This is a genomic window from Streptomyces sp. NPDC059785, from assembly GCF_042732375.1.
Taxonomy (GTDB): Bacteria; Actinomycetota; Actinomycetes; order Streptomycetales; family Streptomycetaceae; genus Streptomyces.
The window spans coordinates 57,696-72,665 of sequence record NZ_JBHWHV010000052.1; the positions used below are offsets into that span (position 1 = coordinate 57,696).

At 73.2% G+C, this 14,970-nt stretch carries 14 protein-coding genes and 2 pseudogenes; 9 read left to right on the forward strand and 7 right to left on the reverse strand.

All coding sequences use genetic code 11. The annotated features are described in order from the left end of the window. Nucleotides 1-6: 6 nt before the first annotated feature. On the reverse strand, nucleotides 7-843 hold the full coding sequence (locus ACFV6E_RS31880) for an alpha/beta fold hydrolase (protein ID WP_385174595.1): 837 nt from the start codon (nucleotides 841-843) through the stop codon (nucleotides 7-9). A gap of 147 nt (nucleotides 844-990) precedes the next feature. Between ACFV6E_RS31880 and ACFV6E_RS31885 the strand changes: the two genes are divergently transcribed. Then, nucleotides 991-1,527: an AAA family ATPase gene (locus ACFV6E_RS31885; RefSeq protein ID WP_385174592.1), complete on the forward strand. Its 537-nt coding sequence runs from the start codon at nucleotides 991-993 to the stop codon at nucleotides 1,525-1,527. 93 nt (nucleotides 1,528-1,620) lie between these two features. Here ACFV6E_RS31885 and ACFV6E_RS31890 read toward each other — a convergent pair whose 3' ends face one another. Further along, nucleotides 1,621-2,286: a DUF4097 family beta strand repeat-containing protein gene (locus ACFV6E_RS31890; protein ID WP_385466332.1), complete on the reverse strand. Its 666-nt coding sequence runs from the start codon at nucleotides 2,284-2,286 to the stop codon at nucleotides 1,621-1,623. A gap of 234 nt (nucleotides 2,287-2,520) precedes the next feature. Between ACFV6E_RS31890 and ACFV6E_RS31895 the strand changes: the two genes are divergently transcribed. Further along, complete coding sequence (locus ACFV6E_RS31895) at nucleotides 2,521-3,315, forward strand: helix-turn-helix domain-containing protein (protein WP_385466335.1); 795 nt, start codon at nucleotides 2,521-2,523, stop codon at nucleotides 3,313-3,315. Between the two features lie 42 nt (nucleotides 3,316-3,357). Here the strand turns inward: ACFV6E_RS31895 and ACFV6E_RS31900 are convergent, their stop codons facing one another. Next, nucleotides 3,358-4,518 (reverse strand): FAD-dependent oxidoreductase, encoded by a 1,161-nt coding sequence (locus tag ACFV6E_RS31900; protein WP_385466338.1) that lies wholly within the window; start codon nucleotides 4,516-4,518, stop codon nucleotides 3,358-3,360. Nucleotides 4,519-4,661: 143 nt separating this feature from the next. On the opposite strand from ACFV6E_RS31900, the gene ACFV6E_RS31905 reads away from it, so the two are divergent. The 4 genes from ACFV6E_RS31905 to ACFV6E_RS31920 all read left to right on the forward strand — a co-directional run bounded on the left by ACFV6E_RS31905 (nucleotide 4,662) and on the right by ACFV6E_RS31920 (nucleotide 8,657). Then, nucleotides 4,662-5,336: a TetR/AcrR family transcriptional regulator gene (locus ACFV6E_RS31905; protein WP_385466341.1), complete on the forward strand. Its 675-nt coding sequence runs from the start codon at nucleotides 4,662-4,664 to the stop codon at nucleotides 5,334-5,336. 85 nt (nucleotides 5,337-5,421) lie between these two features. Then, nucleotides 5,422-5,964, forward strand: a complete 543-nt coding sequence (locus ACFV6E_RS31910; RefSeq protein WP_385466344.1) for a PadR family transcriptional regulator — start codon at nucleotides 5,422-5,424, stop codon at nucleotides 5,962-5,964. Next, nucleotides 5,961-6,893, forward strand: coding sequence for an ABC transporter ATP-binding protein (locus ACFV6E_RS31915; RefSeq protein ID WP_385175727.1), 933 nt, complete (start codon nucleotides 5,961-5,963; stop codon nucleotides 6,891-6,893). The genes ACFV6E_RS31910 and ACFV6E_RS31915 overlap by 4 nt, the downstream gene beginning before the upstream one ends. Before the next feature lie 3 nt (nucleotides 6,894-6,896). Further along, a complete protein-coding gene (locus ACFV6E_RS31920; protein ID WP_385466347.1) occupies nucleotides 6,897-8,657 on the forward strand; it encodes an FtsX-like permease family protein in 1,761 nt (586 codons plus the stop codon). Nucleotides 8,658-8,712: 55 nt separating this feature from the next. Here the strand turns inward: ACFV6E_RS31920 and ACFV6E_RS31925 are convergent, their stop codons facing one another. Beyond that, nucleotides 8,713-9,468 (reverse strand): SDR family NAD(P)-dependent oxidoreductase, encoded by a 756-nt coding sequence (locus tag ACFV6E_RS31925; protein WP_385175721.1) that lies wholly within the window; start codon nucleotides 9,466-9,468, stop codon nucleotides 8,713-8,715. A gap of 94 nt (nucleotides 9,469-9,562) precedes the next feature. On the opposite strand from ACFV6E_RS31925, the gene ACFV6E_RS31930 reads away from it, so the two are divergent. Then, a complete protein-coding gene (locus ACFV6E_RS31930) occupies nucleotides 9,563-10,171 on the forward strand; it encodes a TetR/AcrR family transcriptional regulator (RefSeq protein WP_385466350.1) in 609 nt (202 codons plus the stop codon). Nucleotides 10,172-10,188: 17 nt separating this feature from the next. Here ACFV6E_RS31930 and ACFV6E_RS31935 read toward each other — a convergent pair whose 3' ends face one another. Then, entirely contained in the window at nucleotides 10,189-11,694 is a 1,506-nt protein-coding gene (locus ACFV6E_RS31935; RefSeq protein ID WP_385466353.1) for a SulP family inorganic anion transporter, read from the reverse strand. Nucleotides 11,695-12,187: 493 nt separating this feature from the next. Here ACFV6E_RS31935 and ACFV6E_RS31940 point away from each other — a divergent pair, with 493 nt between their 5' ends. Then, nucleotides 12,188-12,592: a MerR family transcriptional regulator gene (locus tag ACFV6E_RS31940; protein WP_385175712.1), complete on the forward strand. Its 405-nt coding sequence runs from the start codon at nucleotides 12,188-12,190 to the stop codon at nucleotides 12,590-12,592. Nucleotides 12,593-12,613: 21 nt separating this feature from the next. On the opposite strand, the gene ACFV6E_RS31945 is transcribed toward ACFV6E_RS31940, so the two are convergent. Further along, a complete protein-coding gene (locus ACFV6E_RS31945; RefSeq protein ID WP_385175710.1) occupies nucleotides 12,614-13,693 on the reverse strand; it encodes a protein kinase family protein in 1,080 nt (359 codons plus the stop codon). 138 nt (nucleotides 13,694-13,831) lie between these two features. Beyond that, nucleotides 13,832-14,488, reverse strand: a pseudogene (locus ACFV6E_RS31950) (FAD-dependent monooxygenase); the annotation flags it as partial. Between ACFV6E_RS31950 and ACFV6E_RS31955 the strand changes: the two are divergent. Then, nucleotides 14,480-14,797, forward strand: a pseudogene (locus ACFV6E_RS31955) (TetR family transcriptional regulator C-terminal domain-containing protein); the annotation flags it as partial. The pseudogenes ACFV6E_RS31950 and ACFV6E_RS31955 sit on opposite strands and share 9 nt — an antisense overlap. Nucleotides 14,798-14,970: the final 173 nt, after the last annotated feature.

Sequence of the window (14,970 nt, forward strand, 5' to 3'; positions counted from 1 at the left end):
CCCGCCCTAGGCACGAGCGGCGTCCGAACCGAGGAAGGCCAGCGTCAGCGCGACGACCTGGTCGGGGAACTGGTCGTGCGGGTAGTGCCCGGCGCCCTCGATCATCTCCAGGCTGCCGAGGCCGGACGGCAGCTCCGCGACGACGGCCGAGCCCTCGGCGTGCGGGTCGGCCCAGTCGGGGTCGAGCGTGCCCATCACGACCAGGACGGGGCAGCGCACGTCCGCCAGTCGCGCGCCGGCGTCGTCCGGGGCGGAGCGGCCCATGCCCTGGAGGGCCTTCATCCGGCCGGGCTCGCGCAGCCGGGCTTCGACGCGGCCGAGCTGCTCGGCCCAGTCGGCGGGCTTCACACCGGGGTAGGCCACGTCCAGGTAGGCGCACCACAGCCGCACGCTGCCGAAGATCCCCGCGCCGAGCAGCCGCAGCATGCCCCGCCGGAAGCGCTTGACCCGCAGGTCGCCGAGGCGGATGGACTGCTTGCGGGTGAACGGGGCCAGCTCCACGACCGCGCTGATCAGCGAGGGCTCCTGCGCGGCGGCGATGGTGGCGGCGCCGCCGGCGATCGAGTGGCCGACGAGCACGGCCGGGCCGCCGAGGTGGCGGACGAGGGCGAGCAGGTCACCGGCGATGGCGGTGCGGCTCCAGTCGGGCCAGTCGGTGCTGGACTCGCCGCAGCCGCGCAGGTCGACCGCTGCGACCCGGTAGCCCGCCGCCACCAGCTGCGGGACCACCGCACGGTACGCGTCCCGGCTGATACCCATCCCGTGCGCGAGAACGATCAACGGGCCGGATCCCGTCACCTCGTAGGCGAGGGTGCCGCCGTCGACGGCGAGGTACTCGGTCATGACTTCCTCCGCGTGGCTGCTGGCTAATTGCGTTAGCCAAAAGCTAATGCTGTTAGCCAACAGTGTCAACACCCGCTGCTGTCGGGGTTCTTGCGCCTGCCGGTGCCCGCGCCCGGCCCCGGTGCGGCCGGCCGGTAGGGTGCCCGCGTGAAGGTGGGGAGCGAGGAGACCCGGCTGGTCGTGGTGCGCGGCAACAGCGCCTCGGGCAAGTCGTCCGTGGCGGCCGGCCTGCGCGAGCGCTTCGGCCGCGGCCTGGCGCTGGTCGGCCAGGACAATCTGCGCCGCGTCGTCCTGCGCGAGCGCGACCGGCCCGGCGCCGCCAACATCGGCCTGATCGGCCTGACCGCCCGCTACGCCCTCGACGCCGGGTTCCACGTCGTGGTGGAGGGCATCCTGTACGCCGACCACTACGGCGACATGCTCGCGGAGCTGTGCGCCGACCACCGCGGGCCGAGCCACGCCTACTACCTGGACGTGCCGTTCGCGGAGACCCTGGCCCGCCACGCCACCAAGCCGCAGTCGGACACGTACGGCGAGGCGGAGATGCGCACCTGGTACCGGGAGCGCGATCTGCTGCCCGACGGCGTCGAGACCGTCATCGGCGCCGACAGCACCCTCGCGGCGACGATCGGCCGCATCATGCTCGACACGGGCCTCGCGGACCTTCCGGCCACGGACCGCTGACACCGGCCGGGGCCGTGCGGTGGCCGGCCGCCGCACGGCCCCGGCGTACGAGCCGGTCGTGCCGGGGCCGGCCGCGTTCCGGGCGGTGCCGCTTCAGAGGCTGCGGGCGGTGATGTCGCCGTGGGCGGTGGTCGCCCGGATCTTGAGGCTCGCGTCGCCGTCCGCGTTCTTGAGGGAGTTGTCGATCCGGCCGTGGGAGGTGCCGGCGTCCAGGGCGGCGGAGACGCCGCGGGCCGCGTCGACCGACACGTTGCCGGACAGGGTGCGCAGGACGACGGTGCCCTGTACGGCCTCGGTGATCCGGATGTCGCCCTTCTGGGTGCCGATCTCCGCGGGGCCGGTCAGACGGCCGACCGAGACGTCGCCGGCCTGGACGGTGAGGCGGGCGCTCGCGGCCTCGTCGATCTTGACCGTGCCGTGCGCGCCGTCGAAGACGACGTCACCGAACCGGCCGACGGCCCGGAACTCCGCGCTGGCCGCCTTCGCCTCGACACGGGAGCCCGCCGGCAGCTGGACCGTCACCTCTATGGCACCGGAAGCGCCGAGGAGCTGGTTCTTCGCGGAGCCCTTGATCCGCAGGACGCCGTCGCCGTACTCGACCTCGGTCTGCTCCGCAGCCTTCACGTCGCGGCCCTTGCCGGCGTCCGCGGGCAGCACCTCGACCGTGGTGTCGGCCCGGTCGGCGGCGATGAGCTGGACGCGCCCCGCAGGGATGTCGAGGACGGCGGAGATCGGGGCGGAGGTGTCGAACTTCTGCATGATGCTCTCCTTGAGTGCTGCGTGCCGCTGCTTTCTGATACCGGAAACGCTACGTTGCGTTCGCGGTACTGACAACGACTTCATTGCGCAGAAAACCAGTTAGCGCAGTTCAAGAGCATAGTTTCATTGCAACGGTTTGCGTCGTAACGCAACGGTGATCACACGGTTCGTTGCATTGGGCTGAAGGTGAACGCTAAGTTCGGAGCGGTAGGAGAACGTGAGAGGAGCGTGCGCGTGCCGGGAGGCCGACTCACTCAGCAGGAGCGTCAGCAGATCGCGCTGGGGCTGGCCGACGGGCTCGCCTACGCGGAGATCGCCCGACGCCTGGACCGCCCCACGTCGACGGTCACGCGCGAGGTGATGCGCAACGGCGGCCCGACCGCCTACCGTGCCGACCTGGCCCACCGCGCCACGGAGCGCCGCGCCCGCCGGCGCGGACAGACCGCATCCTCCAAGGCTCAGACGGCCTGGCAGGCGCACGGGCGCGACACCGGGGCCGTGCGCGAGTACGAGGAGGTGTTCACCACCGTCATGATGGCATCGGGCCTGCCCAAGATGATGTCCCGGGTGCTGAGCTGTCTCTACACCACCGACGCGGGCAGCCTCACCGCGTCGGAGCTGGCCCAGCGCCTCCAGGTCAGCCCCGCCTCCGTCTCCAAGGCGATCGCGTTCCTCGAGAGCCAGGACCTCGTCCGGCGGGAGCGCGACGAACGCCGCCGCGAGCGCTACGTCGTCGACGACGAGCTCTGGTACCAGGCGATGATCGCCAGTGCCCGGTCCAACGCTCAGCTCGTCGAGACCGCACGCCAGGGCGTCGGCGTCCTCGGCCGGGGCACCCCGGCCGCCACCCGCCTGGAGAACATCGCCCGCTTCCTCGACTTCGTCGGCGAAAGCCTCGTACGCGCCGCCGAGCAGGCACGCGAGGTGCTGTACACGAGCGCGGAGACGACGGCTCCGGGCGATGTGACGGATGCGGGTGACGCGACGGCTTCGGGCGGTACCGAGGCGCCGGGGCCGGAGCGGGCGTAGGCGGCCTTCGCGACGGCGCCCGGCCCGCCCGCCGGTTCGGTTTCAGTGGCCGCCCGGAGCGTCGCCCGGAGTGGCGTCCGGCTCGGTGCCGGTGAACATGGCGACGAGGCCGTGGGGCGCGTCGTCGCCGAAGAGGAGCGCGTGGAGTTCGTCGCCGTCGGCGGCGGCTTCGGCGCTGCGCGGGAACATGGCCCGCTCGTACCCGGCGAGCGCGGTCTCGACGTCGTCGGGGTGTGCGGCGAGGGCCTTGCCGAGTTCGGCGCCGTCGTACATGGCGAGGTTGGCGCCCTCGCCGTTCGGGGCGGCGAGGTGGGCGGCGTCGCCGACGAGGGTCACCCCCGGCACCCGGTCCCAGCGGTGCTCGACGGGCAGCGCGTGCAGCGGCCGCAGCACCGGTGCCGTGTCGCTGTCGGTGATCAGCGCGGTGAGCTCGGGCGCCCAGCCGGTGAACTCGCGCGCGATACGGGCGGTGGCCGCGGCGGCGTCGGTGAAGTCGACGGCGGCGAACCACTCCTGCGACTCGGTCAGCGCCACGTAGGTGTGCAGGGTCCCGCCGCTCTCGCGGTGCGCCTGGATCCCCTTGCCCGGCGCGGAGGCGATCAGTGACCCGCCGCCGACCGTCTTCGCGGCGGCGGGGTTGCGGGTGTCGCTGTCGTACAGCCAGGTCTCGACGAACGACCGGCCGGTGTACTCGGGTGTCGCGGCGGAGAGCAGCGGCCGGACCCGGGACCACGCGCCGTCCGCGCCGACCAGCAGCTCGGTGGCGACGGTGCCGCCGTCGGCGAACGTCACCTCGTGGCGGCCCTCGCCGAGGGGGCGGACGCCGCTGACCTTGCGGCCCCACCGCACCGTGCCGGACGGGAGCGAGTCGAGCAGCAACTGCCGCAGCTCGCCGCGCTGCACCTCGGGGCGGTCGCCGGTGCCGTCGTCGGGCTCGTCGAGCAGGACGGTGCCGTCCCGGTCGAGGACCCGCATCGCCTGGCGGCCCTCCAGGACGAGCGCGCGGAACGCGTCGAGCAGGCCGGCCGCCTCCAGGGCCGGCTGTCCGTTGTGGTCGTGGATGTCGAGCATGCCGCCCTGCGAGCGCGCGGCCGGGGAGGACTCCGCCTCGTAGACGGTGGCCGGGATGCCGTGGACATGCAGGACGCGGGCGAGCACGAGGCCGCCGAGTCCGGCACCGATGATCGTGACGTGGGTGGTCATGACGGGCTTCCTTCCTGGTCGCGGGGGCCGGGCGGACGCCCGGCCGACCGATGCTGGAACGCCGTTCCAGTCAATCCAGGGTGGAACGCCGTTCCATACGTTGTCAAGCTGGAACGATGTTCCAGAGCGGCTAGGATGGGGCCATGGCATCCAGGACGCGGCGAGTGGAACGACGGCAGGAACCGCTCTCCCGGGAGCGCATCGTCGGCGCGGCCGTCGAGCTTCTCGACTCGGTGGGGGAGGGCGGGCTCACCTTCCGTGCGCTGGCCGAGCGCCTCGCGACCGGACCCGGGGCGATCTACTGGCACGTCGCGAACCGGGCCGAACTGCTCGCCGCCGCCACCGAAGCGGTCGTCGCCCCCGCCATCGCCCTCGACGCCGCCGACAGCACGCCGCGGGAGGCGATCCACACCCTCGCGCTCGGCCTGTTCGACGCGATCGACGTACACCCCTGGGTCGGCAAGCAGCTCGCCCGCACCTCGTGGCAGCCGCCGATGCTGCACGTCTTCGAGCGCATCGGCCGCCAGGTCCAGGCGCTGGGCGTGCCCGCAGCCGCCCAGTTCACCGCGGCGTCCGCGCTGATGCACTACGTCCTCGGAGTGGCGGGCCAGAACGCCGTCAACGTGGAATCGGTCGAACCGGGCACGGACCGGGCCGTGTTCCTCGACGCAGTGGCGACCACCTGGGCCGGGCTCGACCCCGAGCAGTACCCGTTCACCCGTGACGTCGCCGGACAGCTGAGCGGGCACGACGACCGGGCGGAGTTCCTCGGCGGCATCGACCTCATCCTGGCCGGAATCGCCGCCCTCCGCCCGTAGCCACCCTCGGCCCGTCCTTCCGCGGCCGGCGTTTGACGTCCTTATGGATAACCGCTATCTATTGGGCCCTGAGGAGGGCGGTCGGGTGCAGGACGTGGTGCTGGCGCTGCTGGCCAAGGAGCCGTCGCACGGGTACGACCTGCGCAGACGGCTGGCGGCCGCGCTCGGGCCGCTGGGCGGGTCGCTGAACGCGGGGCAGGTCTACGTCACGCTCACCCGGCTCGAGAAGGCGGGCCTTGTCGTCCAGGAGCGCGAGGACACACCGGTGCGCGGCCCGCGCCGCAAGGTGTACGCGCTGACCGCGGCGGGGCAGGAGCGGGTGGCCGCGTGGCTGGCCGAGAGCGCCGGGCCCCGCGCGGACGTGGCGGACGTCCACCTGAAACTGGTGGCCGCCGCCGAGTCGGGACTCGCCGATCCGCTCGCGCTCGTGGACGCGCGGCGGCGGGAACTGATGCGCCATCTCGCCGAGGCCCAGCGTGCCGCCCTCGCTCAGGAGACGGATTCGGAGGCCGGACTGCTTCTGGAGGGCGTCGCCCTGCGGTTGCAGGCCGATCTGCGCTGGCTTCAGGCGTGCGAGCGGACCTGGTCCGCCCGCGCCGGGCGTGCGAAAGGCGGAGGGGTCGGATGACGGAACACGGTCGGCGGATCGGAGGCCGGTCGCGGTGGAGGGGCACGGACGGCGGACCGGGTTCGGACCCCGGTACGGGTGCGGGGCCGGGCGCGGGTGGGGGCCCGGGTGTGCATGAGGGGCCCGTCGGCGGCCGGGCCGGTGGTCCGGACGGGCCGGTGCTGCGCACGGCCGGCCTGGCGCGGGTCTACGGGGAGGAGGAGAACGCGGTGTGGGCCGTCGACGGGGTCGACCTCGACGTACCCGCCGGGCAGACCCTCGCCGTGACCGGGCCGAGCGGCTGCGGCAAGTCGACGCTGCTGCAACTGCTCGGCGGGCTCGACCGGCCCACCGGCGGCGAGGTGTGGCTCGGCGGGCGGCGCATCGACCGGCTCGGCGAACGGGCCCTGGCCAGGTTACGGCGCCGCGCCGTCGGCTTCGTCTTCCAGAGCTTCCACCTGATGGACGAGCTGACCGCGGCGGAGAACGTGGAACTGCCCGCGCTGCTCGCCGGCGTCGCACCGCGCGCCGCCCGCCGCCGCGCCGACGCACTGCTCGACCGGGTCGGACTCGCCGAGCGGGCCCGGCACCTGCCCTCGGAGCTGTCCGGCGGGCAGCGGCAGCGGGTCGCCATCGCCCGCGCCCTGGTCAACGAGCCGCTGGTGGTCCTCGCGGACGAACCCACCGGGAACCTCGACAGCGCCGCGACCCACGACATCCTGCGCCTCTTCGGCGAGCTGCGCGCCGCGGGCCAGACGCTGATCGTGGTCACTCATGACGAGCGCGTCGCCGCCACCGCGGACCGTGTCGTCTCCCTGCGCGACGGGCGGCTGGCCGACGACACCCGCCTGACCGGCGACAGCGGCGACAGCGACGGCACCGGCGGCAGGGGCGGCGGCGACAGCGGCGGCGGCCCGCGGCTCGGCGCGCTGCTGGGCTGGGAGGGCTGACGGATGGGACACCTGCTCCTGACGTGGCGTCTCGTCGCACGTGACATGCGCCGCCACCCCGGCGAGGTGGTCATGTTCCTGATCGCCGTCACCACCGCCATCACCTGCCTCGCCCTCGGACTGGCGACCAGGGACGCCGTGGAGACCGCGTACCTGAAGACGCGCGAGGCCACCGCCGGACCCGACGTCGTCGCCATCACGACGGCCACGGACCCGTCCCGGGTGGCCGAACGCATCGCGCGCACGCCGGGCGTGGCCGAACAGGCCGATCCCGTCTTCTCGTTCAGCACCACCGTTCGGGCGCACGGCCGTACCGAGCGCTCCGCGGTCGAGGGCCGCGGCAGCGCACCGTCCGCCGTGGACCGGCCCCTGGTGACCTCCGGCACCTGGGTGCGGTCCAAAGGAGTGGTGGTCGAGCGCGCCTTCGCCGAGAAGCTCGGCGTGCGCGTCGGTGACCGCGTCACCATCGGCGGGCGCGGCTACCCGGTCGTCGGAACCGCGGTCAGCGCGGCCACCGGTGTGTACCCGTGGAGCGACTGGGCGCAGGGCCCCGGCCCGTCCGACGGCGGCGGCAGGGTCTGGCTCACCGAGGCCGACACCCGCGCGGCGGCGGGCGACGATCCCGGCGTCTACACCATCCGCGTGCGGCTGACCGACCCCTCCACGGCCGCCCAGTGGGCCAGGACCGTGTTCACCAAGGACCGCAGAGGCGCCGACTGGGTCAACACCCGCAACTGGCAGGTCGTCCTCGAAGCCGACTCCAAGATCATCAAATTCGCCCAGCCCACCCTGGTCATCGGCGGCTGGCTGCTCGCCGCGGCCGCGATCGTCACCCTTGCCGCGCTGGCGGCCGTACGCGCCACCCGCGACAACCGGCGTGCCGGACTGCTCAAGGCCGTCGGCGCGGGCCCCGGCACCGTCGCCGCCGTCCTGCTGACGCAGCACCTGCTGCTGACCGTCGTGGCCACCGCGCTCGGACTGGCCTTCGCGACCCTGGCCGCGCCCGGACTGGCCGTGCCCAGTGCCGGGCTGCTCGACTCCGCCGGCCCTCCGTCCACCGACACCGTCGTCGCCGCGGTCCTCGCCGCCGTCGTGATCTCCCTCGCCGGTACGCTCGGACCCGTCCTGCGCGCCGCCCGTGCCAGTACCGTCCAGGCCCTGGTCGACCCGGCGCACCTGCTCACGTACCACCCGCGGCTCACCGCCCTGACGGCGTACCTGCCCACCTCGCTCCTGCTCGGCGTCCGGCTGCTGGCCCGCCGGCCGGGGCGGGCCGCCCTGACGTCCGTCGGTACGGCCGCCACCTGCGTCATGGTCACCGCGGTGCTCACCTTCCACGCCGATCCCGCGTACAGCCGGATCAGCGAGGACCGGGACGTCCTGACCGACCGTACGCTGCTCGGTGTCACCCTCGCGCTGGCGGCGCTGTCCACGCTCAACACCGTCTTCCTCGGCTGGCGCACCGCGGTGCAGGCCCGGCGCGCCCTGACCATCACCCGTACCCTCGGCGCCACGCCCGGCCAGGTCGTCACGGCGCTCTGCGTCGCGCAGCTCCTGTCCGCCGTGCCCGGGGTGGTGCTGGGCATCCCGGCCGGGCTGGGTCTGTACGGGCTGTTCTCCTTCGAGATGTGGGTGCCCGCGACCGCGTGGCTGCTCACCGTCGCCCTCGCCACCCTGCTTGCGGTGGCGGCGCTGACCGCCCTGCCCGCGTGGGTGCACACCCGCGGCCCCGCCGGCCGCGCCCTCGACGCCGAACTCGCCTGACGGGCGGGTCCGTTCGCCGGGAGCGGCCGGCTCCGGCCGGCGGGGGAGGCGCGGATCAGATCTGGTTCTCGCCGCCGTCGACGTACAGGTTGGCGCCGAGGACGAAGCTGCTCTGGTCGGAGGCGAGGAACGCGACGGCCGCGGCGACCTCCTCCGGGCGTCCCATCCGGCCGATCGCCGCGGTCGTCGCGAGGTGTTCGCGGGCGCCGGCCGCGTTCTCCTCGCCGAAGAGGGCGGTGATCCCGGGGGTGTCGATCGGGCCCGGCGAGATCGCGTTGACCCGGATGCCGCGTTCCTTGAGGGCGCCGGTGTTGGCCCAGGTCCGCGCGAAGGACCGGACGGCGGCCTTGGACGCCCCGTAGAGGGCGAACGCCTCCGCGCCGTTGTCGGCGGCGGTGGAGGCGTTCAGGATCACCGAGGCGCCGTCGTTGAGCAGCGGCAGCGCCTTCTGCACGGTGAACAGGGTGCCGCGCACGTTGATGCCGAAGATGTGCTCGAAGTCCTCCTCGGTGATCTGGCCCAGTGTCACCAGCGAGGCGGTCGCCGCGTTGGCGAACAGGACGTCGATGCCCCGGCCCCGGGCGCGTACGGCGTCGTACAGCCGGTCCAGGTCGGCCAGGTCCGAAATGTCGCCGGCCACCGCGGTGGCCCGGTCGGCGCCGATGGTCTCCACGGCGGCGTCCAGCTCGGTCTTGCGCCGCCCCGTGATGAACACGTACGCGCCGTCGTCCGCCAGCCGTACCGCGCTGGCCAGGCCGATCCCCGTGCCGCCGCCGGTGACGACGGCGGTCTTGCCCTCTAGCTGTGCCATGGTGCTGACCTCCACAGATTTAAGTACTGATCGGTACTGAATGCGACCGTAGCACTTACGGACCGCTCGGTACAGAAGAGGTATGATCGAGGGCATGGAGACGCAGCACAGGACGCTGGTGGGGCGGCCGAGAGGGTTCGACGCCGACGAGGCCCTGGAACGGGCCGTGCGGGTCTTCTGGGAGAAGGGCTACGAGGGCGCCAGCCTCACCGACCTGACCAGCGCCATGGGCATCACCCGCACCAGTATGTACGCGGCGTTCGGCAACAAGGAGGACCTGTTCCGCAAGGCCCTGGAGCGCTACACGGAGGGTCCCGCCTCCTATGTGGCGCGGGCGCTGGAGGAGGCGACCGCCCGGCGGGTGGCCACCGCGTTCCTCGCCGGCTCCGTACGGGCCACCACCCGCCCCGACTGCCCCGCCGGATGTCTCGGCGTCCAGGCGTCCCTCGCCGCCGGTGACACCGCGGTCGCCGCCCGGGACGCCCTCGTCGCCTGGCGCAACGAGGGCACCGACCGGCTTCGCGACCGGTTCCGGCAGGCCGTGGCCGCGGGCGACCTGCCCGCGGACTCCGACCCCGCCGTACTCGCCCGCTATCTCATGGCCGTGGCGAACGGCATCGCCGTCCAGGCGGCCGGCGGCGCCGGCCGCGACGACCTCCAGCGGGTCGCCGACGCCGCCCTGCGCAACTGGCCGCCCGCCTGAGTGCCGGCCGCCGGGCGTCAGTGGCCCGAGGTGAGTGCTCCGCTCAGCTTCTCGCGGAGGCGGGTGCTGTGTTCGTTCAGGCCGGTGATCTCGACCTGTTTGCCGCGCTGGGCGTACTTGGTCTCGATCGCGTCCAGGGCCGCCACGGAAGAGGCGTCCCAGATGTGGGTGGACGACAGGTCGATGACGACCTTGTCCGGGTCGGTCGCGTAGTCGAAGCGGGTGACCAGGTCGTTGGCGGAGGCGAAGAACAGCTCGCCGGTGACGCGGTACACGACCTGGCTCCCGTCGGGGTCGACGACCGCGGTGACGTCGGCCAGGTGCGCGACCCGCCTGGCGAAGATCACCGCGGCGGTGACCGAGCCGACGACGACGCCGATGGCGAGGTTGGAGGTGGCCACCACGACGGCGACGGTGAGCACCATCACGGTGATCTCGCCGGCGGGCATCCGCCGCAGCGTCCTGGGCGCGATGGAGTGCCAGTCGAACGTCGCGAAGGACACCATCACCATCACCGCGACGAGAGCGGCCATCGGGATGTCGGAGACGACGGGTCCGAAGACGACGCACAGCACCATAAGGAACGCGCCCGCCAGGAAGGTCGACAGCCGGGTGCGGGCCCCGGACACCTTCACGTTGATCATCGTCTGGCCGATCATGGCGCAGCCGCCCATGCCGCCGAACAGGCCGGTGACGATGTTGGCGATGCCCTGGCCGATGGACTCCCGGGTCTTGTCGGAGCGGGTGTCGGTGATGTCGTCCACCAGCTGGGCGGTCATCAGCGACTCCATCAGACCGACCAGCGCCATCGCGAGCGCGTACGGGGCGACGGTGGTCAGGGTGTCGAGGGTGAACGGCACGTCGGGCAGGCCAGGCACCGGCAGGGCGGAGGGGAGTTCGCCCTTGTCGCCGACGGTCGGTACGGCGATGCCCGCGGCCACGGTCATCACGGTGAGGACGACGATGGAGACCAGCGGGGCCGGGACCACCTTGGTGACCCTGGGGAAGAACACCATGAGGGCCAGCCCGCCGATGATGAGCGGGTAGACGGCCCACGGCACGTCCGTCATCTCGGGCACCTGGGCCAGGAAGATGAGGACGGCGAGCGCGTTCACGAAGCCGACCATCACGCTGCGCGGCACGAACCGCATGAGCCTGGCGACCCCGAGCGCGCCGAGGACGACCTGGAAGACACCGGCGAGGATGACGCAGGCGACGAGGTAGCTCAGCCCGTGCTCCCGGTTCAGGGGCGCGATGACGAGCGCGACGGCGCCGGTGGCGGCGGAGATCATGGCCCGGCGGCCGCCGACGACGGAGATGGTGACGGCCATGGTGAACGCGGCGAACAGGCCGATCTCCGGGTCGACCCCGGCGATCACCGAGAAGGAGATCGCCTCGGGGATCAGGGCGAGGGCGACGACGAGACCGGCGAGGACCTCGGTGCGCCACACCTTCGGGTCGGACACCCAGCCGGGCTTGAGGCCGCGCAGACGGGCGGCGGGGGAGAGCACGGGAACGGACAAGAGGACGGTACCTGTCGTGATCGGGCACGCTTGGCGGGGCGGGCGTGCGGAAGGGATGGACGTGCGGAAGGGAGCGGGCGTGCGGAAGGGGCGGGCGTACGGAAGGGGGGCGAGGGCCGGGTCCGGCCCTGCGTGGGCCTCGCGCGCCGGCGGGCCGCGGCCGGCAACAGGCCGAAGGCGCCTCACCGCCGGACGGCGGCGACGCTCAGGGGCGGAGCATCACGGCGGACAGTCGGCGGCGCGGCACGGCATGAACATCCGCTCGCTTCTCTCCTGTCGCCTGCCGGCCGTCGGCGTAGATCCCCGCCGGGGGCTTCCTCGGCCCCGGCGCAGCGGCACGGGGCCGGATCCCGCACCATGGAATGCTGACATGCAGGATGCTGGACCCGACGGCACAGCCGTCCCCGGCACCTGGGCAACTCTACCCTAACGTAACGGTAGAGATGGAGACGGTTCCCGTGGGAGCGGGGCGGACGAGGGGAGAGACAGGCGCGTGAGCGGCGAGCACATGCAGATCGGTGAGGTCGCCGCACGGACCGAGCTGTCGCTGCGCACGATCCGGCACTACGAGGAGACCGGCCTGGTCATCCCCTCGGCCCGCTCCCAAGGCGGCTTCCGCCTCTACACCGAGGCCGACGTCGCCCGCCTCATGGTCATCCGCCGCATGAAGCCGCTCGGCTTCACCCTGGACGAGATGCGCGACCTGCTGGAGGCCACCGACCGCCTCGACTCCGGCGACGACCTCCCCGCCGCGGAACGGACACAACTCCTGGACCGCGTACGAGGCTTCGAGCAGGCCGCCCGGCAACGCGTCGCCGACCTGCGCACCCAACTGGCCCGCGCGGAGGATTTCGCCATCACACTGGCCGCCCGCCTGGGGAACGCTACGACGCCGTAGTCGCGTGCGGGGACGCCCCGTTCACTCGGTCCGGCAGGCGGTGTCGGCAGCGGCCAGGGCGCGGCGGATCCCGGCCGCGGGGAACGGGCTGCGTTTGCTCCGGGTGAGGAGCCGGTGGTGGAAGTCGTCGAGGACGACGGCGTGCGGGGCGTGGCGGTCGAGGACGGTGGCCAGGTCGGGTGGGACGGCGGCGGGGCGGTGGCCCGCGAGCCATTCGCGCAGGAAGGTTGCGTGTTCGGTGCCGCCGCGTACGCCGTCGGGCAGGTGATGGCGGAGCAGGTGGCTCGGCGCGTAGCTGCGGTCGTACACGAGATGGTCGGTGAGGAAGGCGTGCTCCTGCGGCGAGAGTGCGAAGTGGCGGCTCGACGCGAGGCCGAAGTCCGCGAAGTACACCCGCCGGCCGTCGGTGAGCAGATTGCCGAAGTGCGCGTCGAAGTGGACGAGTCCGTGCGCGCTCATGAACTCCGTCCCCAGCCGCAGCTCCTTCTCGACCCACCGGTAGGGCGAGGTGCCGTCCGGCCGCGGCCAGGCCGCCCGGCGGGCGGTCGCGAGCCACGACGCGAGCGTCAGTGGCACATGTTCCAGGAAGAGGACCAGGCTGGAGGAGGACCTGCCGATGGCCTCCAGACGGCGCCGCACGGCCGGGGACCCTTCCCAGTGCGCGACGGCTCCCGCGACACCGCCGAACTCGTCGGCGAATCCGGAGGGCGGGCCGTCGGGCAGCACCCGCCAGTGGTACAGCAGCGGGAAACCGGCGTACTCGTTCCGCAGCACCCACGCCGTGGTCATGAGGTGCGCGGCCAGCTCACGCCACGCTCCGAACCCCGCCGAACCCACCCCGTACTGGTAGAAGAGGGGAAGGCCGAACAGGTTGGCGGTCGACCGCAGATGCGGTGGCCGCAGCTCGACGTCGGTCAGCGGTACGCGCTTGACGAAGACGCGTGTGCCCCCGACATCCAGCTCCGCCGACCTGCCGCCGATGCCCGACCCGAGCCCCGGCGCGGCGGCCACCGCGTCCCCGAGCCGCCGGTCACTGAACAGCGACAACCGCACCCCCACAGCCGCGTACGCGGCCACCCGCCCGTCATGTGTCGAGGTCACCACGGCAACTTAACGGGGTCCGGCGGCCGGCTGTCGCGAATGCCGAAGTGGAGCCCGCCCCGCTCGCGCTGCCTGGCTCCGGTGAGGGACGGGCACTGAGTGCGTCGCCGCCGTGGAGCGGGGGCGATGCACTCGGTTCAGGCTCGGGGGCGCCCAGTCGGCGTGTCGCAGGATGGCCCGGGCGGTCGTGCGTGACGGGGCCAGGCGGAGGGCCGTGTTGCGCAGGGCGACGGCGAGGGGGTTGGACAGTCGCCGGCCCATCCGGCCTGCCTGGCGCGCGGCCCGGGCCACGGACTGGCTGCGCGGGCGGCGCTCGGCGTCGTAACGGGCCAGTGCCGATGCGACGGTGGGCTCGCCGGCGAGCGCGGCGGCCGGCGTGGCCGCGTCCTCCAGGGCCCGGCAGGCGCCCTGGCCGAGGTTCGGGGTCATGTCGTGCGCCGCGTCGCCGACGAGTACGACCCGGCCCTCGGCGTAGGCGGGCAGCGGCGTCACCAGCTCCCGGATGTCGTGGTGCAGGACGGCGTCCGGCCGGGTGGCGTCCAGCAGCGCGGGGTTCGGATCGTGCCAGTCGGCGAACCGGCGGCGCAGCGCGGCGAGGGCGTCCGTGTGCCGTGTGCCGGGCGGCGAGTTGAGCACCGCGTGCCACTCGGCCCGGCCGTCCGCGAAGGCGATGTGACCGAACTCGGCGCCGTGCCCCCAGGTCGGTTCGAAGTCGGTGCGCAGCGGAACCGGCCGCTCGGTGATGGCCCGCAGGACCGTCGATCCGCTGTGGACCGGGCCCGGGTGACCGGGGAACTCATGGCCGGGATCGCCGCCTTCGTCGAACGGCGGCTCACGGGGGAGGGACGGCAGCGCTCGCTCGCGCGCTACGCCTGCGCCATCGAGAGCGTCCGCCACCCCGGGCTGCGGGAGATCCTGGTGCCGCGCGAGAACGCGGGACGGCAGGTGGTGCGGGACTTCCTGGCCGCCCAGGGCGTCGCCGACGCCGAGGCCCGTACGATCACGCTGCTCACCTGCGTGGACGGGCTCGTCCTCGACCGCCTGACGAGAGGCGGCACGGTCGGCGAGGACGAGATCCGCAGGCTGGTGACGGCGGCACTGTGACGCCCCGGCGCCCGGTCCGTGCGTCAGAGCCTGTGTCTGAACCCCGGCCGGGCGCGCGACGCCTGGCACGCACTCCCCCTAGGGTCTGTTTTCAAAGATGATCAGGGTCGTGTCATGATCACTTGCCATGGCTCGTGGGGATCTGACGGAAGCGCAGTGGTCGGCGTTGGAGC